The 22,161-nt window shown below is 42.1% G+C and carries 5 protein-coding genes and 2 pseudogenes; 3 read left to right on the plus strand and 4 right to left on the minus strand.

Features of this window, described 5'->3' with window-relative positions; genetic code table 11:
- Positions 1-167 precede the first annotated feature (167 nt).
- The 3 genes and pseudogenes from tssH to AB4623_RS22045 form a co-directional block, all read left to right on the plus strand.
- A complete protein-coding gene (gene tssH, locus AB4623_RS22035; protein ID WP_372147374.1) occupies positions 168-2,861 on the plus strand; it encodes a type VI secretion system ATPase TssH in 2,694 nt (897 codons plus the stop codon).
- A pseudogene (locus tag AB4623_RS22040) lies at positions 2,848-4,231 on the plus strand (sigma 54-interacting transcriptional regulator); the annotation flags it as partial. The gene tssH and the pseudogene AB4623_RS22040, both read left to right, overlap by 14 nt.
- Positions 4,232-4,311: 80 nt before the next feature.
- Positions 4,312-4,476 (plus strand): annotated as a pseudogene (locus AB4623_RS22045) (helix-turn-helix domain-containing protein); the annotation flags it as partial.
- Positions 4,477-4,555: 79 nt separating this feature from the next.
- Here the strand turns inward: AB4623_RS22045 and AB4623_RS22050 are convergent.
- The 4 genes from AB4623_RS22050 to AB4623_RS22065 form a co-directional block, all read right to left on the minus strand.
- Positions 4,556-9,247 (minus strand): OmpA family protein, encoded by a 4,692-nt coding sequence (locus AB4623_RS22050; RefSeq protein WP_372110357.1) that lies wholly within the window; start codon positions 9,245-9,247, stop codon positions 4,556-4,558.
- A complete protein-coding gene (locus tag AB4623_RS22055) occupies positions 9,240-10,475 on the minus strand; it encodes a TolB family protein (RefSeq protein WP_372100955.1) in 1,236 nt (411 codons plus the stop codon). The genes AB4623_RS22050 and AB4623_RS22055 overlap by 8 nt, the downstream gene beginning before the upstream one ends.
- 1 nt (position 10,476) lies before the next feature.
- Positions 10,477-12,195, minus strand: a complete 1,719-nt coding sequence (locus AB4623_RS22060) for a hypothetical protein (RefSeq protein WP_372100953.1) — start codon at positions 12,193-12,195, stop codon at positions 10,477-10,479.
- Positions 12,196-13,048: 853 nt separating this feature from the next.
- A complete protein-coding gene (locus tag AB4623_RS22065; protein ID WP_372147375.1) occupies positions 13,049-21,856 on the minus strand; it encodes a tandem large repeat in 8,808 nt (2,935 codons plus the stop codon).
- Positions 21,857-22,161 lie beyond the last annotated feature (305 nt).

Here is a 22,161-nt window from a genome sequence, read left to right on the forward strand (position 1 = left end):
AGACTATTTATTATTTTGAACGGGATTTTAAATATTAGTCAGATAAAAAGCCAAAACAAACAATAAAAGTAACCAATAAACAATAGTAAATTCATCACCGAATAAAAAACCAGTTATCAATTTTAGTATAATTGCTGCATCCCATATACATAACTAATAGAACTAAAATGATAAATATAAACCTTTCCTCTTTAATACAACGTCTGCACCCTATTGTAAAAGTCGCTTTAGAGGACGCCGCTGCATTAGCCGTATCGGAAAAAGCCAATGAAGTGCAAATTGAACACTATCTATTAAGCTTATTAGAAAGGCCAAATAGTGATTTTGATATCTTATTAAGTCATTTCGATTGCTCAGAGACCATTTTAAGGCAATCCATTCGTTCGACTTTAGATACCAACACAACAGGCAACGGCAGCAAGCCCGTTTTTTCTTCGCTTTTAATCGAATGGCTTCAAGAAAGTTGGTTGGTCTCATCTTTAGATCTATCCGAAACTCAGATTCGCTCTGGTGCCCTACTTCTTACACTCGTGAGTAACCCACTACGCTATGGTCAGCACGGCTACGCTTCAATCTTAGACGGTGTAAACCCAGATACCTTAAAGCGTAATTTTTCTGAACTCACAACAAACTCTCTAGAATCTTTAGCAACGACATCAGAAAAAACCGATGCACGTGAAGATGGTTCGGCATTAAGTAAATTCACCACCGACTTTACCGGCAAAGCAAGAAAGGGCGAGATCGACCCAGTATTCTGCCGTGATCAGGAAATCCGACAAATAATCGACATATTGGCGCGACGCAGAAAAAATAACCCAATCGCCGTAGGTGAGCCGGGAGTTGGTAAAACAGCGGTGGTAGAGGGTCTTGCATTAAAAATTACCGAAGGAGATGTGCCAGACTGCCTCAAAGGTGTTGAACTATACGGCCTAGACATGGGCTTACTTCAAGCAGGAGCGAGTGTAAGAGGTGAGTTTGAAAAACGCCTTAACGCAGTACTAGATGAAGTGAAGAATTCACCGACTCCAATCATTTTATTTATAGATGAAGCTCACACGCTAGTTGGTGGAGGCAATCAAGCTGGAGGCAGTGATGCTGCCAACCTACTTAAACCCGCTCTAGCACGTGGTGAAGTAAAAACAATTGCTGCCACCACATGGTCTGAATACAAGAAATATTTCGAAAAAGATCCAGCTCTGGCGCGCCGTTTCCAACTAGTAAAACTCGATGAGCCATCAGCTAGTCAGGCCGCATTGATCATCCGAGGCTTAAGACCAGCCTATGAAAAATCACATAACGTGTACGTACGTGACGACGCAATCACTGCCGCAGCAAACTTAGCTGATCGTTACATCACTGGACGCCAACTGCCAGATAAAGCAATCGACGTGTTAGATACGGCTTGTGCTCGCGTCAATATTAGCCTTAATGCAACACCGGCACCTGTCCAAACATTGCATCAAGAAATTGCGGCTGCGAACCGCGAACTCGAAGCTCTTGAGCGTGACCAACTGCAGCAAACCGGTGACAAACACAGCGCCGCTTTAATTCCTGATCTAAAAGAGAAGATTGAAAAGGCCACCGAAGAACAAGCTACCCTTCAAGTTCAATGGAAGAAAGAACAATCTCTTATTCAAGAAATCATTGAACTGCGTAGCCATCTTTATAGCCTTACTACTCCTTCGACTGAAGAAGACAGCGCTCCTATAGCTGACAATACGGTTCAAGATGATGACGCACTAACAAGTGACAAACCAAATTGTCATGAATATTCTGAAGAGCAGACTCGCGAAGCTATTCAATCTTGTAACGAACGTTTAGATAACGTGCGCGGTACCAATCCACTCGTTCACTATGAAGTGGGTCCCGACGAAATTAGTCATGTAATTTCTGATTGGACAGGCATCCCTATTGGTAAGATGCTTCAAGATGAGTCGCAAGCAACCTTAAACTTGAAACAAAACCTAATCCAAAACATTAAAGGCCAAGAATTTGCCATTGATGCGCTTGCTGAAGGTATTCAAACCGCAAAAGCGGGATTAGGTAACCCAGATGCACCAACGGGTGTTTTCTTATTGGTTGGCCCAAGTGGTGTAGGTAAAACAGAAACCGCTCGCGCTATCGCTGATCAGATGTTTGGTGGTGAACGCTTCATGACAACCATCAACATGTCTGAGTTCCAAGAGAAACACACGGTTTCTCGTCTTATTGGTTCTCCTCCTGGCTATGTTGGTTTTGGTGAAGGCGGTATGCTGACCGAAGCAGTTCGTCAGCGCCCTTACTCTGTTGTTCTTTTAGATGAAGTTGAAAAAGCAGATCCAGAAGTACTCAACCTGTTCTACCAAGTGTTCGACAAAGGCACGCTAAATGATGGAGAAGGTCGTACCATCGACTTCAAAAATACACTCATCATCATGACGAGTAACCTCGCGACACATGAGATTGAGTCTTTGGTTCACCAAGCGAAAGACATTGATGCCAATATCGTCGCTGAAGCCATTCGCCCAACGTTGAATCAACACTTCAAGCCAGCCTTGTTGGCTCGTATGTCCGTGTTGCCATTCCTTCCACTTTCAGACGCAGCAATGACTGATATCATCCATCATAAACTGAAGAAAGTGTCTGAGCGCCTGCAAAGCCACCACAAACTGGCACTTTGCTATGGTGATAACTTAGTGGAATTCGTATTAGGCAACTGCCGCCTTGCAGAGACGGGAGCTCGAAATATTGATGCCGTTATTAACCGTCAACTATTGCCGCAGCTTTCGACTCAACTACTGGTGAATGACAAGGATGATTCACATACTCAAATTGACGTTTCTGTGGACGAGCAAGGAACTCTAACTTATGCGTTCAGCTAACCATAGTGAGCTTAGTAACGCCCTACTTGCGATCAGCCAATCTCTGGCTGATCGCAGCCAGTTAGCTCAAACTTTGGATGCCGTTCTCACAGCAGCAAGGCAAATGACTTTCGCGAAACATGGCATCATTTACGTGCTTGACCAAACCGGTCAAGCCTTGATTCCGAGCACCGCACACCACCATGAAAAAGTCATTGCCTCACATCCTTGGGAGCCTCTGCAGTTAGACACAGTAAGTGAAGCCGACCCATTCAACTTCGCCGTACGTAACGGCGAAGTTGTCTTGATCAATGAGCTATACACTTACAATGGTTATGACTGCGAAGGCATCTATCAAACCGAGCAAACGTTAGGTCTAAAAAGCAACAACTTACTTGCTTGGCCATTGATTGATGATGAAGGCAAAACCATTGGATTATTGGTTTTGCTCGATTTAAGCGTTATCGATAACGAAACCGCACTTACCGAGTTTTGCCGAATGGCGGCAAGTAATATTCGCCATGCCATTTGGTTAGAGCAATATGGACAAGTGATTAAGAGTTTAAGCGCCGATAACCAAGCATTGGTCCGTGAAAATACTCAGCTAAAAAAGCGGACAAAGAAAACCTATCAAGGTCCGATCGCTGAAAGTGAAGAGATGGTCAATGTATTGAGCCGACTTGATAAGGTGCTCTCTCTGCCTGTCGACGTCTTACTTAGAGGCGAGACGGGTGCGGGTAAAGAAGTCATTGCAAAATACATTCACGAAAACTCGAATCGTTCTGACCAAGCATTAATCGTTCAGAACTGTGCCGCAATTCCTGAACAACTTCTGGAATCCGAACTTTTCGGGCACAGAAAGGGCTCATTTACCGGTGCAGACAAGGACAAAGTTGGCTTATTTGAAGCAGCAAACGGTGGTACCCTATTCCTAGATGAAATTGGCGATATGCCAATGCTACTTCAAGCTAAACTGCTACGTGTGCTACAAGAACGTAAAGTTCGCCCTGTAGGCGCCAGCAGAGAGATTGAAGTGGATGTTAGAGTCATTGCTGCGACACACTGTAACTTAATGCAACAGATTAAAGACGGAGGCTTTAGGGCCGATTTGTTCTACCGCTTGAACGTATTTCCCATCACCTTACCACCACTGAGATCCAGACAAGCAGACATTATCCCACTTGCCGAGCACTTTGTTCAGCACACCACGACGATGTTAGGCTTGCCTCAATCACCGGGATTGAGTGCTAATGTGAGAAACCAACTACTTACTTATACCTACCCCGGTAACGTGCGTGAGCTTAAAAACATCATTGAGCGATCGGTTTTATTATCAGATTTCGAAACTATTACTCAGATTGAGTTTGGTGAACAGATCCCTGAAGACGTAGAACACCGCCAAGTTGTTGCTCCAACTACATCGGCAATTCAAACCACGTTCGAACCTGAACCTCTAGGAGATGACGATGTCGCAGTTGGCCTAAAAGAGGTCGTCAGTCAATATGAACGAACTGTGATTATCGACTGCTTAAACTCTTGTAATTGGCACACGAAACGAGCGGCTGAACAACTATCGCTCCCGTTAAGTACACTCAATCACAAGATGAAGAAATACGATATTTCTGCGGCGGGTTGAGCTCCGTGGATGAGCAAACTGAGCAGATCGATTGATTAAGTTCCGATTGACAATAAAAACCGCCCTAAGGCGGTTTTTTTTATTTATTGAGAATGGACGCTTCAATGATAGTTGCTAAGTATGGGTCTCTAATCCAGGTTACCAGACGCTCTGTACGCTCTGCTGGTTTCAGTTTTGCCCAGTTGATGTACATATCTTTGTCAACTTTATAGCTTGGGTCTTCACAATCAGAAAAATAAGGTAATTCATCTACATTTTTGTACTGCCTGTCCAACGACATCTCAAAGCTTCCAAGTTTGAACGGCGTCATTTCCGCTGTGTTGCGTTGTGCTAGAGAGGACACCTTTAGAACTGCTTCGTGGAATCGACCAAATGTCGAAACAACGGGTCCAAATGGTCGAAGCCCCTTGATTTCTTGACCGTTCAGCGCTTTAAATGCGAACTCGAAACGAGACACGTAGACTACCTTACCATCGAAATCTTCATCCATATATATGTTGGATAAAGCCTCAGAAACGAAATCTGAGTCTATATTTTTGTTAATCACATCACTGTCATTTAGCGTCCATTTAGACCCGTCCTTCTTTAGTATCCCGATGTAAGTAAGGTTACTTAGATATTCAGGGCCAGCGGTAGTTTCAGAGCCGAATACGGCTTCATTATCAAAAGTAGTAGAGAGCTTTAGTGAAACTGGAACACTCTGCCATTCGAGGTTTTGGCCCTGATACGACTCTTTTCTGTGCTTACCACCAATGAGCATAACTTCCATAGCGAATGACTTATTCGAAGTCCAATCAAAGCCTTTGAGCTCATCCGCAGTAGTGAACATACTCTCCTCGTTCATAAACTGTCGTTTATTTCCGTAGTTGACCGCAATCGCACTGTGCTTGATGTCATCGATAATAGGCTTTGTCGGGCCTTTATGAACTTTACTATGTAAGACAAAATCTAGCGTTAACAAGTCTTTCTCTGACACACTATTTCCGTTCGCTATAAAACCCGATTTCGCAGAGAGTGTATGGTTATGGTTTGTATCAACCCCTACAGGAATCTGTCTAGGTGAAGTAATAAATCGTCCGACTGTTTTGTCCACTCGTACTGGTAGCTTATAATTGCTTCCAGATAGAGTGAACTCATAGGTCATGTTTTTGAAGCCACCGCTGTGTACATATTCTTTGAGTACATCTTGTTGGGAGTCAATTTTTATCACTTGCCCAAAAATCGGACCGAGAGCAACTTTCGATAAATAGCCACTATAATCAACTAAATCATGCTTGGCGATCAAAGGCTTCACTCCAGAGAAGACATCATCACCAAAGTAAAAATACGGCTCAAACTCACAACCAATAAGGACTTTGCTGTCTACTTTTTCCGCCTCAAAAAATTCGGCCAACTCGCCTTTGGGGTCTACACTAAATTCCTCGTGTTTCATCGGTTTGAACATCAAATTAAACTTAGGCCCACTGGTATTAAGTAAACCGTCAGTGCGCTGATAAGACATCTCACACTGAAACACATTTGACGTCATCTGTTTTAGACTTTGTTTGCCTAACACCATTTGCCACTTCAAACGGTGGAAAGGCGATAATCGCACCTTTTTATTTGCTTTTAATCGTGCCTTCTCCCAATCATCAAAGGTGACCCATTTAGAATTGTCATGAGGCTCAGAGACTAATAACCTAACGAACCCTAGGTCCTCTTCTGATAATTTTTTAGACTCAACATTAAACTGTGTCGCAAACTCCACTAAGCCTCGTTGTTGATCGCGATTATAGAGCTTGTCTTGCACTGGAAACGCTACATTAAACGCCCCAGAAACATCTTTCCTTTTTGGAGCAATATAGTTGGCTTTGTTGCGAGTGATGATTTGTTCAGCGATTTCTTCACCGTAACTTTCAACTAATTGCTTGTGTCCCTCACGACGCATGAGTTCTTGGAGCCACAAGTTACACAAGTTTTCTTTTAACTCTGTGTTTAATATCCAGCCGTCGGTTTCGATATATCGCTGAATGTATTCATCGATAGCTAATATTCGCCACTGTTCTGTGAACTCTTGTTCGCCCTCAGCACAAGCTCTCTGAATCAAAAGCACCAAACCATTAATAGCAAGTGCACGGCGTTGATAGCGCTTAATCAACTCCTTTGCACCCGTAGCTTTTCCTAGGTGCTCGACTAACGCCTCTGAAGACGTAAAATACATCTCGGTCAATTGAGTATTAATTTCAGCCAATGAATCAATAATCTCTGTGGTTTCATGGCTAAGTTGTTCAATTGCAGATATGCTTTTTCTAACTTCGTTGTAGGAAGACAAGTAATAATCGAAGAGCGCAGAGTCTAGCAACTGGGCGCCACTCATCAGCATTTTCCCGCCTTCTTTGACAACGAAAAAGCCTCTTGCTGCCTGTCCTATTATCGGAACATAACAAGCCATACCAACGATCATCTCGAAGATAGCTAGCTTGAGCTCTTTTGCAATTGCTTCTTCTCCCAAGTTCGCATTTAACTGAGCTAAACGCGCTTGCTCCATAGCCTTAAAGCCGAGTCGACTCGGTGGAATTCTCGCCGCAAACTCTTGTAGGTAGATTCGAACCTCAACACGTCGGTTAATATTAAGTTGCGCGTTTTCGCGTTTGATTTCGTTGTTTGGTACCTCGACTATCGGTCGACGTTCGCCAAAAAATCGAATGTCACTAACTGAAGAAAAGAACTCAGCAACATGCTGCGCTCGCTGCTGCGAAAGGTTTTGGTTATATTCTGAATCACCGTTTTGACAGGCATGCCCTTCGATTTCAACAACGGCATTTGGAATCTTAGATAATTCTTTATCGACAGCAGCCAAATATGACAAGTGAGGGGCTTGAACCTGATTGTTATCAAAAGGAAAAACCAAGCGTAAACCAGCACCTTTATGGTCTTTAACAAACATTGCACTGTCTTCAGCAACGTCATTAGGAATGACGTCAGTAAACGTTACATTGTCGCCTAACTTATCTATGATTTGCTTAAGTAGTAATTCCCCACTCTTCAGACTTTCTTTCCAGACTGGTACCCAGTTCAGATAATCGCGTGATACCTGCTCAAAATAACTTTTCCTGAGTTTAGCTTTCTCTTCTGCTAAGCGTAATTGCTCGCTTTTGTCAGTGATCTCTTTTATCTCATAGAAGGTGTTGATTGCATTGAGCCCTGCACCAGCAAAGGGCGACAAAAAGCTTTTGATACTGCCGTTACCTGTCAACCAAGTTCTTGCAGCACTCCCCGCCACAACGTGGGCACTACCATTTCTCGCAGGTTCAATAACCTTGGTAAAGAACTTACTTTTATCAAACCCTTTCTCTTTGAGAAGCGCTTTTAAACCCACTTGTGCTGCACGCTCGGATTCCGATGCCGCTTGGCGTAAATCTTGAAGAGCTTGGTAAGCTGCTGTGGTAGCCGACACCCCAAATGAAAATTCCAATGCAGAAATCATGGCTGGGGGTAACGTGCCCTTATCTACTTGTCCCCAAAACGTGTTTGCTAAACTCCCAATCACGTCATGTTTACTTGATGGATTTTGATGAATATTAATGCCAGCATTAACCAAACTTGGTGTAACTTTTGTGCCAACCTCCCACAACGCAGCACTCATACTCGCCGTCGTTCCGCTATTCTCTAGGTTTTCAAGCTCTCCCATTCGGAAGGCTTGTAGGGCTTTAAACTGCGTAGGAAATTGGTATATCAAAGACTCTTCAAGTGAGATCATGTCGCCAGCAACAACCGCGATCTTACCAAACGGTGTCGTTTGGCTAAGCGTGATGTACTCTCGTAGCTCGTAGGTGACTCTGGAGATAAGTCCAACCTCATCATATTCTTTAGTTACATTAGTAGCATTCTGGACAAATTCGGGAATTTTACCTGCAAACTCTTGGTCGAAAACCACTTCAATGGTGTACATGCCATCAGTAAAAACGTCCGACGCCAACGGAAACAACGCGATTGGACGATGCGAACCGCTGGTTTTATCAAGTTTAGCCTGCGTTACAACGCCCTCTTCTTGTAAGCTTTTGTGTGTACTCGTTGTTTCGTCGAAACGCTTTACATCAACAACAGCTAGGTCATAATCATCGGTTGAAAAAACTACAGCGAGAAATGAAAAAGTCGGCACGGTAAAGCCACGAATGGGTTTATCTTCAGGAACAGAGTCATACCACTTGTTATATGTAACTTGCTCATCAGATAGTGCTTGAGTGCCCGCTTCATATTTAGGTGCGAGCTGTGAACGCTTTACTTCTGTGACGGCGTATTCCACTTTTTTTTCTAGCGAGTTTAGCGTTTGCTCACCGCCATACGCTTTTAGATTCCCTAAGATAGATGCAAGATCTGCGCACGCCTTTTTGATTGGGCGAGCATTACTCTGCGCACCAATCGCCAACTCTGTAAGCATTGACCATTCGGGAAAAGACAGCTTGTACGTCTTCTGTGCTAACTTATGTACTGGCGAACGCAGTGCCAAAACCTGATTGATATTGGTTTTTTGGTTTTTCTGCGTTGAATCACCCAGCACATGTAAACGACCTAAATCGTCTGTCGCCCAAAGAGCCGCGCTTTCCTCACCTAAATTTATGGCAATGGGAAGTCGTGACATAGGGCGGATATTTTTCAACTCTTCTAATGAGGTCAGGTCTTTTTCGATATTAATCGCTCTATATTGAGGGTTCTGTGCATCCCCAATATTAGGATAATCGACACCGAACAAATAGACATCTGTTGGTAAATACTTAAAGTCATTACTCATCGTTTTCTACCTCCAGAAAGCGCCCGTCATTAGCATCGGCATTATATAACACTGGTGTTATCGTGTTTTGACCAGATTGAATCACCTTCCATGACTGTCGACCTTTTCCGGTCAATTCATAGCGATAATCAGACCCATAACGTTTTATGGTTATTATTGCTGCTCCTACCTGGGTTTCTCGGCCATCATTACTAATGTTTACCACCTTATCGTAAACTTTCTTTTCATCGCCTTCCTTAGAAAACGCAAGCCACGTTTTATCTTCAACGTTTATCAGCACCTTACGATACGAGTTGATTCCCCATACATACTTACCATTAGGGCTGATCGCAATTTGGCGGTAGATACGCTTCTCAATATCTACGGAGTCTTCAAACTCTTTTTCAGGTAAAATAGTGTATAAGCGTTTGAGTGTCTTGGCGTCATAAACCCCAACCCCCAAGCCCGCGGCATTGATTAACTTACCGTCTACAATGACCGTATTTTCAGACAACGGTACGTCTACCTCTTCTTTGATTCCTGTCGCGAGTGTGTATTTAAAACGCTTAAAACCGTCTGAGAAATAGATGTAGCTAGAGTCGTCCGCCCAGACTAAATAAGGCTTGGTGCGCGCACTGCCCAGTTGAATGGTCTGCTGCGTTTTTAAGTCAAAGATCGCTTTTATCAGAGGCTCACCATAACTGTATGCATATGCCACATAACGATTATTGGGTGAGCGACTCATCATAAAGGTCTGTGGCGACGCCGTACTTGGCATATCATCCGTAACTAAACGTAAATCTGTCCCATCAATTTTCACGCTCCAAATTTTGTAGCCATTTTCGTAATCATTTACGAGAGGGTCTCGAGAGCTGACATTATTCCACCAAAACTGAATTCGAGGTTTGTCATAAGAGCTCGCATCAGACAAGTCTTCACGGGGCCACTCTTTTGCTCTGCGAACGGCATAGCCTGGTTTTACGGGAAGTGTACCTGGGTATTCAGGCCAGGACAGATCTTCAGAGTAAACAATAAAGTTGTGCTCACTTTGCCATTGGCAGCGTGGTCCTGTTACATCTTTGCGTTCCAATGACGTTGTTTCACCAACATCGTAACAAGCCTTCTGAGTAGGTTCTTTTTCTACGGATTGTGTTGTTGCAACATTCGAAGCTTGATTACTTTCGTCACCACAGCCTGTTAATAACATAACTGTCGAAAGAAGCGTGATACTTAACGTTGTTAGTTTCATTTTATAATAGTTCCGTGAGTTCAATGTCTTGATAAATTACTGACATTAATACCGTTTTATCTGAGTTATGAGATCGACAATGACGGGTTAGATTGACCCGTTTGACTTCTGGTAGCCAACCACTAAACACAATTTCTTTACAAGACTGACCCACAAACTCGGCCTCACGCAAAAAAATCTTTTGGCTCCATGTTTCATCAACACACGTCAATTGGAAATAATCATCTGGTTGATCGCACTGGGGGTTACTTTTATAGGTAATTACGATGCCTTCGCTTGGGGAGTTAACAACAGCGGCAGCGACACCCTGCTCTTTTTGATTGACGACATTGTAATCTGATTTGCTTGGAGCTTGAGTATCTAAATCCGGCAACGAAATCACAGGTTCGGAGCTCGCATCAAAGTTGTGAGTACAAGAATAATCACTGAGGTTTACTTTAACCGCTTTTTCATTATTCCCGCTCTTTAACTCATTGAGTTGCTGAAAATTGAGCTGAGCCCGAGAATAATAAAGAGCAACATCACTTTGTACGCTACCGTTTATTTTGTATGGAAGCCAAATATGAGGCAAAGGAACACCAAGTGGCTCTCTCTTTGTTTTACTTCCAGCCTTAAATGGACTCAATTCGGTTTGAAGTAATTCTGTGTATGTTTCGCCTTCGTTAGGCCAATCAGCAACCACTACCTCAACTTCTTCTGCAGTAAGACCAAAAACACGGGCACAAGCATATTCGTTCAACACACCCTCGTAGACTTTTTTACCGTCTTGGTACAACTGAAACGCTTCCCCTGACAGAAATGCTTCGGAGTCTTCATCATATAAGCTGATATCGACCGATCTTTGAGGCGAGGACTTAGTGCTTTGATAGAGCGATAGATCTATATCAGAAAAGCGTCCGTCATTTTGAATTTGGATTTCTCTCCAAACTTCTGATTGCCAAACGACATAAACGTAACCACGATCAATCGATACATACCCTGAATCACCTTTATGAACAGGAACCACCGGCACCAACACGTTATCCCACTCATCCATCTGAGTCACTTTATCAACGGGTTGCAGGTCTTCGGTTAATTTAAGCAAAATTGGCTGAGGCTGATCGGAACAAGGGATTTTGATATATAGCGTTTTACGCTCTAATTCAAGATCTTTAAATGTAGCGAGGCTTCGGTGTTTATTTTCTCGATCTGACTTACCTACCGTCACTTTTTCTTTTTGAGTATCGGTAGTTCCTAACATCAGACAGCCAGCATTACTCGACCACTGACCAGCAAACTCAACGACGATTTTATGTTCAGGGGAAGGTTCAACCGGCGAGAAGTTGTAGTGACGTGCCAAAGGTACATCATCGACAACTTGCTGGTAGTTAGCTTTGTGAACGCGCTCTGCAGTACTATTGATCACCCGATCGACATGTAACTTCAGTCGGGGGAAATTTGCTAGCTGCTTACTCGTTAGTGGACGACGTCTCACATTGGATGAAAGACAAACCCAGTTCGCTTTTACAAGTTCTACTCGAATAGCATTGAGCAGGCTGTGGACATTTTTTTTAGCCGACGCAGTAATCTGCTGAAGCAGAGTGCTTGGTAATTGAGCCAAGATGTCTTTAGGGGTGCGCACGCGCGAAAATAGCCCGACACACTCATCCGGTGTTAAGACATATTGAAGGTCGTTCGTACTGAGAGACGAACTAGATATAAATTTGCAAACTAAGTGCATTTGGATTCTCCACAACCTACAGATATATATAGTTGCGGTGATAACTAAGCTGATAAGGCTTAAAAAAACGATTTGGTTAAATAAATTCTACGCGTAATGGTTATAAATTTCAATAGATTAGAAGGAGTATCGTCAAAAACCATAACACTAGCAATAAAGCTAATTAAACAGGATAAATAGTCATTTCGTCTGACCAACTAAAAAGGCAAATCAATTTGAACGGATGTCACATAATAATCATTTAATTGCGTACTTAAGTAAATATGAACTAGACCAAACACACATATCTGGTGGAAGCATTTCATCGATTTAGAAGGTTATATTGAGCATTTTCTCATCTGTAAAAGAAAAAAAAGTGGGAATAAATTCCCACATAAACTTAGCCAATATAAATAGGATTTATTTTGGAACACTAAATTGGCTTAAAAGGGTGGTACTAAAGTACCAAAATGCAGAACACCACATCAAATAACGATGTGATATAAACACTATATATATTATGCATTTAATATCAAGATGGCACTTTTATAGAGATAACACCAAAAACTACTATGCAAAATATCTATACAATTGCCATTCTGATTACATCACCAGTTATATTAGTTATCTGACTAAAAATATGACTAAATAATGAAATAGGAAAAACAAAATAATTTTCATTTCAATGACTCAGCATCACTAAACTAATCAATATTGGGCACTGGTATACAATAATTTTCTTAATAAAATTGAGGGTAATAAAAATGATTAAGTCCACTGTGCATAATCAAATTCCTACAACCTGAGATACATTTGCAAAAAAGGTCTGCCGAATAGGCAGACCTTTGTCTAATCTTCCATATAACGATTAGCGTTACGCTGCTAGTTTTGTGCCCTTGTCGTAAATAAGCAGTTGTCGTAATAAACTTGGCACTACGACCACTGCAGCGTTCACATCCTTATTTAATGTAAATGTAGATTCAACCAAAGTAGCATCGGCTCCAAGTGCATTGGCACCATGTAGTGACACCGTCACAGACCCACCTTCGATTGGATCAAGAGTCAGTTCATATTGCCAAACTCCGTTTTCACTAACCAGCACCTCAGCATCTGAAACTTTAACTCCCCCACTGTCTGTGACACTTAGGCTCAACTTATCACCTTCAGAAAAACGAACCGTAGTACCATCGAGAATCAATGTGGGTGACTCTGATTCGTTAACATCGTTACCGCTGTTGATCGCAGAGATGCTAATAGTTGGCGTAATCGGCAGCGAATGTGTGCTGTCTTGCGCCCCCACGTTACCCAATAAGTCTTGGTAATCTTTCACCACCAAATCCACCGTCAAATCAGACGACGTCGCGACTAATACATCGACATTGCCCGTCCACACGCTGGCGTCCGCACTCTGCGTCAGCGAGATGACCGTACCACCTAACTCGGCACTGGCCGCTTGCAGCGCTTTATCGAACTTAAGACTGACCGATACGCTCTGACCTATCGCTTGGTGTTTTGGGTTAAACGTCACGCTCGTTAACGTCGGTACCGCTTGCGCGAGCGTAAAGCTTGCGCTTTCGCTTACTTGCACGCCTGCAGCGTTGGTGCCCGTCACAATAACGGTGTAGCTGCCGTTCGGTTGATCGCTGATGTCCACCGTACTGCTCCAAGCCCCACCGCTTGCTACGGTCGTAACGCCATTTTTCAATACCGTCTCATTGTCTTGCGCTTTCACTGCCAGGCGAAGCTCTTGACCATCAAAACGGGTCGAGGTGCCTGAGAAGGCCAAGTTCGCGGCATTGCTGCCGTCCACACTGCCCACCGGTGTGATGTCCAACGTTGGCGTGATAGGCAGCGAGTGTGTGCTGTCTTGCGTGCCCACATTACCCACTAGGTCTTTGTATTGCTCTGTAATCAAAGCCACTGTTAATTCATTAGTATCAGGCACTCGAACGTTACCCTTCCAAACTTTCTTATCAGCCGTAGCAGTTAGTGAGTTGATTTGATTACCACCAAGCATGGCCGTTACTTCTTGTAATTCCTTATCAAATTCAAGGGCTACTTGTACATCTTTGCCTACTTGCTGATGCATTGGATCAAATGTCACGCTAGACAGGGTTGGTAACACACCCTCAATCCCCAAAACCAAACTATCCCCTGTACCGGGGATAGTATTTACGCTTTCGTAACTATTATCACCGACTCGTATGGTTATGTTTTTGTTCTGTTTTTCAGGCGTTATGTAATTGACCGACCAAGTTATATTGTCTGTTGTACTCCATGATGCTTGCTTCAACTCGCCTGTATCATTGCCATCACTTGCTAAAATCTCTACATCTGAAAATTCAAATTGATTAACCTCTTCAGTGAAGGTAAACAAAAGTGGAATATCAACGCCACCAGCCAAAGGCATTGATGCTGCCGTTGATATTGTTAGCTCTGGAATACTTGCTGCTTCAACTTTTGTATTTAGTGACTTCTCGGTCTGGTGTTCAACTAAATCGTCTGCCGTTACATTTATTAGATAATCGCCAGGAGATAAAAGATAACGTATCAAGTAAGGGTCACCGTCTTTGGTCGGTTCTTCAATTGATTGTGGGTTTACCGGGGCATCGGTACCGTTTTCCGCAGTAGAACCAACACTGCTTAGATTTTTATCGAAGACGTATGCTCTTACATCCAAATAATATAGCCCTTCCTCTGGAATCATCGAATCCTGAGTACTGGTGATACTTGAAATGACCGGTGCTTGGTAATCAACAATGGATGCGATGCCTTCAGCATCGTAAGTCTTGTTGAGCACATTAAGGTCAATAATAACTCGCCCGATAGAATCGGTTACGGTTACTTTTTGCATATACTCAGCTTGAGCATCGATATCAAAAGTCATCGTATCTGAAGCTGTTGAAGAGGCTATTTCCCCAGAAAACTTAATCGTGTTACCTGAAACTGGAACCAAATCTATAGCATAGGAAGCAGCCTTTACATCCTCTCCCTCTTCAGAGGTAATGGTGAACGCTTGGCTATCATTAGTAAAAGCAAGCTTACCCCCTTGTAAACTCGTTATTCCATCAAAAGCCAAATCAATAGTTGGTATCCTAATGTCAATATCAGTCGTCTTATTTTGAGTCCAACCTACATTGTCAGTTGCTTCGACATTGACTCGTAAAGAATTCAACTCTTCTAACTCAGTTTTTGGAAGATCAAAATAAAGGTGTGAATTGTCGCCAATGTCATCTTTATCAAATACATATTTAGGATTAACTATTGTGTACTTAACCTTTGCTATACCGCTACCTTCATCCCACACAGAAAACTGAAATCTAACTAAGCTAGAATCATCCGGAGATTCATTGAGGGATACAGTGTCGTCAACATTTGGTAGGCTATTATCGACCATTACGCTGACTTCATCGCTTATAGACTCTCCCCATACATCAATAATTTGAATTTTAGGCTTGATAAATTGACCATCTAGTTTGTCATCTAATGGCGCGGTAAACGTCGAGCAAGAATAGTCATCCTCACACTTAGTGAAAGGGCCAAAGTTCTCTGGGTTATCATTCAAATTATATGACGCACCATCTAGAGTTGCGATGACATTTTCAAGATCAGAATTTTGTCCAACCTTCACCTTGAATTTCATTTCAAGGGTCTCACCTCGAATAATAGTATCTTCAGCAGGGCTGGTAATAGCGATTTCTAAATCGCCTTGGGCTGGAAGCAATAATTCTAACGCATGATCCGAACCTAAGTTTCCGGCGACATCAGACAAGTTCTTAATCGTGTATAAGTGCTGTAACGCCCCCGGAGAGAGGATATCGGCATACAACTCTCTATACGTACATGTCGTTATACCCAATTTAGAGCTACAACTATTTGGTTCAAAAGACACATTTAATCGATTTCTTACCAATAACGGTTCGTTACCATCACTAATATCCACACCAGAAAGATTGTCTTTGAAGCTCAATGTTAAGCTCAGAACTTTCTTACCTTCGGCGTTCAAACCAACGTCATTGCCAGTAAATTGATATGTGTCTTGTTCAACCGTAGGGGCATCGATATCCATCATATTAAAGCTGAATTTATTGACTGTTTCAGTATCATTCGTTCCTACTGTTTTCGTTATCAAAACCACAGGTGAAACAGACATATTCACATCAGTTGTAATGCTACACTTATAATTTTCTTGAGGATTAGTTATAACACCTGAATAAGCATTGTTCGAACCATCTTCCGGCACACCGTCTGAGGTGTAATTCTCTCTAACCCAACATTCTAATGTTTTTGCTTTTACCTCACCCGCAGGGCCAAATTCAACATTAAGGGTACTTCCCGATATATGACTTTGGAAGTCAGTCGGTTTTACGATTGACAGAGCAACACCTTGACGTTGCACATTGATACTTTCTGACCGTTCGGAAACAGGCCTTTCTTGTTCAGAGCTATAGCGAACGTTATTATATACTTTGAATTCCAACTGATAGGCACCATCTTCCGTTAGATCTGCCTCTGTCAACCTAGCTTCCCAAAGGCCACCTTTCTGAGAAAATGAGATATTGTTGGTTTGTTCCCCATATTTATAAGTACCTTCAACTAGCGGGATCCCGCTCTCATCTTCAGCATCAATACTTATAATTACAGGTTCAACACGAGTAATTTGTATCTGGCCACCAGAAGAAACTGGCGTGCCATCTTCATATGTGAAAGTAACCGAGTTAATAGTGGGCTTTGAGTTTTGAACTTTAACCACATAATCTATGCTTGTCGTATTCCCTCTAATGTCGGAACCACCTAATCTGATAGTGCGAATCGCACTATCACCATCGTTTTCACCTCTTAAAGGAATCTTCATATCTTCACCAACTAAGGTGCTTGCATCAGAGGGGTTTTCTTTGAAAGTCCAATACTCTAATGTTTCATTGTTAACACCGTCTGATGATGGTGTTCCCCTATCATTTAAATCTTGGGCTGAAAGATTGAATACATAATCACCAAGATAGAAACTTTCCGGATCAAACGCATTTAACTTTAGTGATGGGCCTTCACGATCTAGCAGAACAGTTCTAATTTCTGTTTCAGATTCAAACCCATATTCGTCTAGGGCTTTGAGGTACAGGTTAGCCTTTCTGTCTTCGCCAATCACTATAGTGTCACTTTGCGTTTCTGTAATTTCGATATCAAAGGGCTGCGTTGGATCTTTGGGGTCAATTGAACGTATTGCAGCGTTTTGACCTTGTTGCCAAAGTTCAACCTTAGATACATCAGAGTCGTCAGATACTGATGTAAGCTTTACAGTAAATGCGGTACCAAGAACATAGCTTTCACCTGAATTAGTGTCTAAAACCCAAGGGTCAGCTAATTCAATTACTGGTCCCTTGTTGTCGACCAAGAATTCAAATTCACCACTGTGTGTTCCCGATGGAAAAGAACTGTCTGTTGCTGTTACGTAGAAGAAGTTTTTCTCATTATATTTAAATGCCTCCGCAACTAGTCTCACCTCTACGTTAGGCTGCATGCCTAATAGATACGGCTCAGTACTCTCTTCAGGTTCTGTTTCGTAATGTTGCAAAGTGAAACGCCTGCCAGACTCTGACTTCATATCGACTTCAACCAAACTCCCTGGACTCAAGCTCCAAGTAATATCAGGTACCCAGCTAGTATTACCACCTAAGTGGTTAATAATTTTAGATCCGTTTACTACCGGACCTTTTGAATCAAGTAATACACTAAATTGAGGGGCATTGGTCGTCTGGCGGTTAACTATATTAGACAGATTGTCTTCAGCATTAACATACACCACCCAATTACCATCTTCTGGACTAATAATATTACCTTGACTGCTACATTTGTCTCCAGAGCATAGTTTTACCTTAAAATGATCCTCTGTATTACTTGAAAAATGTGAGTTAGCGTCATAATCATTAGTAACACCGGTTGCCGAGTTGTAGAAAGTGAGCCCTCGCTCGTCCAATTTGTCTCCTACAATATCGTCAATGTTGAAAGTGAGTTCTTGAACATAATTGGTGTTCAAATAGACATTTTCGTCAATCGGATCACCATTACCATCGCTCGGGGGAATATAAGTCGCTAAAGGATAATCATTATCCACATACAAAGTTTCCGTATGTGGTTCCTCTCCATTGTAACCATAGCTATTTCCATGCTCATCCATTGCACTGGTCACAAGTGCAAACTCGACAATCCCTTTGAGATTTGAAGACTCGGTATTAAGGGTAAATAAATACTCTTTTTTATAATTATCACCACCTGACTCTCGAATATTCAGATCAATTGGGATTTCCGTATTCGGTTCAGTTTTCTTATACCACACTGTAACAAATAATGGCTGACTGCCTTCTTCCACGACAATGCCTGACGGATCTTCCAAAATAATCCGTGAATCTAAAACACCAGCAACGTACCGTTTATTTCCAACCCATGTTTCTCGGCCATTTTCGATACTTAGCGAAGGTTGAGGCGGTGATTTATCAATACTTTCGCCATCACCGTCTATAATCTGTTCGCCATCGAGGCTTGGGTTCGCCATTGATATCTGATCGGCGTATCGCTGAGCTAGGTTAGCTGCTACACCATACTTTTCAGTCATAATGTTATAGTATGATTGCGCTAAGTCATTACGGTAAGACTTTGAGCTAAATTCATATGAATCTAGAACTATTTTTTCACCCCCACTACCAATACCGTTAGCTTGGCCATCGTACTGCAAGTCATCATAGATAGCGGAAGCAAAATCAACAGAGTTACTTAGTAGCATATTGTTTATTTGGGTAATGTCATAAATCGCTTCTACTAAAAACCGATGAATATAATTATTAGGCAGTTTTTCCGGAATAGCACCTTTCAATATTTCATTCGTTGCATACGAAACGATCGTTGGGTCGAAACCAAAGAATGAATCGCTTCCACCAGCGAGAGCATATTGTACGTCGTCTAAAATTCGTGCGGCATTCTCTGGAGTCTTGTTTCCAGCTTCAACTTGATTCCATTGAGAGTCAAACAGTCCGGTTTGGTATGTTGCTAGCTCGGTAATATAAAAAGTCTTAGAACCATTAAGTTTAAAGTAGGCACCTATATTCGCGCTATTTAGGTTCACTTGTTCTGATTGTGTACCTGGATCACTCTCCCACTTGTAGTAATACGGTTGCGTATTACCATCAATACCGATTAACCGCACTCGCATAAAGTCGTAGTTAACTACATCAGTTGTTGTTTCACATCCAGCAACATCGAGTGCTTTATTTGTTCCATCACTTTCTAAGTGCTGAATCGTGGTACATCTTCCTAGCGAGGTAAACTCTCCCTTCGAGTTTAATCCCTCCAATTGCACACTAGCCCCGATAAATGGAGTAACGATCGTCATTGTCGGCAAGTCGAAGCTACTACGAAAATAAACTTCTTGCTCAGCACTTTCATTTTCAGACTCGTCAATAGTTTGAATCACTAGTTTTTGACTGCTGTTCTCGGACGTCGCATCGAAGTTGTCACCAAGTATTTCTTTTACAAAAGGAACATAATAGATAACCTCATTTACGTGTCCTTCAGTATCAGAGATAGCTTCGTGAGGTATATTGGCGGCAGAGGCTACGGTGTCGGTTACCTTCTGAAGCACGTAGTTATTATCGTTGTTTGCGCTTACTAAATACTTAACAACTAGCTTAAGTTTGTCGGCACTAGATCCTAATCCCATATCCCCGTTGCCATCTGAGACTCTGATACGAACATATGGAATTTTGTTATCTTTGAGGGCGTTGACATTAAAGTCACTAAAATCGACATCTGGAATTGAGCTTAAAATCCCCTTGCTCGCGTAAATGTAATCAATCTTCAAATAATCACGAGTGGATTGAACCGTTTCTGATGTGTAGGTGTCTTGCGTATAAACATCTTCTTTAGTTACGCGTTCCCCATCAACACTAACGTTGACATAATTCATTGGAGCATTCTCTGGGTAGCTAATCACTTGCGCCGGCGCTTGATCATCACGAACGACTTCGTGAACTTCCTTACCAATATTCCCGTTGCTATCGGTGGCTTTAATTTCAAATGTTGTTATCGATACGAATTCATCGGTTGAATATCCCTTACTGAATTCACAGGCACTGCCTGACTCTAAAGTTATATGACCACAAGAAACGCTATCATCTAAACCGCCTTTAAATGAAACCGTTACCGAATCAATCTCTTGCGAGTCTTCTTTTACAGTGCCTTTAAGCACATACTCTTTTGCACTGTTGTTTATAGAACTAGCCGAGGTTACTTCAATTACCGGCGCATTGTTGTCCCATTCAAAGTTTACATAATGGCCAACATCTCGCCCTTGAACTAATTCGTTACCTAAGACGTCAGTCGTATAAAAAACCAAACGTGCCGCAGTTACATTTGAGAGTCCCGTATCCGAATCAACTTCTACCGCGTCAATGGCTTTTGTGTCTACACTTACTTTAATACTTGTTTCTCTAAGACCAGATTCAAAGCCGTCGAATTCCAAGAAACAAAACTCACTACCCGCAGTTTGTTCATCGTCACACTGACTCTCGAGAGACCAGACACCGTCCAGTTGGTATTCAAGGTACGCTGAGACACCTTGAACACCAATTTCATCATTGAGCTTAATATCCACTTTATCGAGGCTTACCAATACATCACTGTCTGTTCTAGACACTGTAGGCGCTTCGGTATCAATTTCGGTTTCATCGCGAGGTGGGATCACACCGCCAGTACCGCTATTGGTGCCTTGGTCATTAATCTTACGGCTAAACTCAACATAGTCGTCTGCGTCTGTTCCTGAAATATTTAAGTTAGGATCATTGACGACAATTAGAACATGCTGTGCCAAATCGTGAGTGTAAATATCACTAGAGACTTTTTGTTGACCGAAGGTTAAAGGGGTTACCCCTCCCGACACAGTACTTATTTCCAGCCCATCAAGAAGACCATCGGCAATGACATCTCGATATTGGATATCAGCCAAATGCATCGATGTGTAAATATTACTCTGAGTATCACCGTATTTTTGAATTAGGTCGTACGAATAAGAAGAATAAGCGGTTAACAAAGCACCATATTGGTGACCGGATGTAGCAAAACTACTTTGACCACCTTTGGTTATGTCTATCGGTGTAGTTTCATTGACATCGAAACCATACATATCGTTAATGCTATTTAATGCTTCTGAGATAGCAGTAGAGCCTGACACTCCCTTGCCTACTTTGTATTGAGTTAAACCTGAAACGATGTTCGTCAAAGGGGTCAGCATTAAGTTTTGATCACGCCCTTCTTTGTAATTGAGCATGGCTTCTAAACGCAGTGTTTTGCCGTTACTGACAGACACTGTATTTTTCGTTAAGGGATCGGTATAACTGCCTTCTTTAGCTACGATGAAAAGTGGCATCGATGAAGATTCAAATTCAACCTTGTAGTCACCAAAAGCATCGGAAGTCGTACTTGCTAACTTCCTACCTAGGTTTCCATCCTTGTATTCAAACACCTCAATTTTCGCACCGCTCACAGGAGCGTCAAAAACGTTACCTGAGATGCTTCCGGTATTCCTTGCTGGCGGGGTGTTATCACCTCCGCCTTCCCCACCGCCACATGCGCTTAAGATAAGCGACGTAACAATAAGACCTAATGTTGATTTCAACGTATTTTTAGTGAACATAGTTTTCTGGCAGAGTATATTTTTCCGCGATTATATTATCGTCTAAGATTTTCTCAACATGACATAATAACTAATTATAAAGTACAGTTTAGCTAAATCAAAAGGTGAAATGTTTGTTTTTTATCTCTCTAAAAACACACCCTATACCTTTAGCTAGTCATTACGAAGGAATGAACTAAAATAACATGCAAAAAAAACAAATAAATATTATGATCTAATTCTTATTTTTATCCATTAACCGAATTTTATTGATAATTTATGTATTTGAAAATAAATAGCCATTTAAGTCGCCGTACCCTTTCCTT

Source organism: Vibrio sp. 10N.222.52.C12 (assembly GCF_041474215.1).
Lineage (GTDB): Bacteria > Pseudomonadota > Gammaproteobacteria > Enterobacterales > Vibrionaceae > Vibrio > Vibrio crassostreae_C.

Coding starts and splice junctions, on each gene's coding strand:
- AB4623_RS22055 (WP_372100955.1), bottom strand. CDS start 10,475: ATGAAACTAACAACGTTAAGTATCACGCTTCTTTCGACAGTTATGTTA.
- tssH (WP_372147374.1), top strand. CDS start 168: ATGATAAATATAAACCTTTCCTCTTTAATACAACGTCTGCACCCTATT.
- AB4623_RS22050 (WP_372110357.1), bottom strand. CDS start 9,247: ATGAGTAATGACTTTAAGTATTTACCAACAGATGTCTATTTGTTCGGT.
- AB4623_RS22065 (WP_372147375.1), bottom strand. CDS start 21,856: ATGTTCACTAAAAATACGTTGAAATCAACATTAGGTCTTATTGTTACG.
- AB4623_RS22060 (WP_372100953.1), bottom strand. CDS start 12,195: ATGCACTTAGTTTGCAAATTTATATCTAGTTCGTCTCTCAGTACGAAC.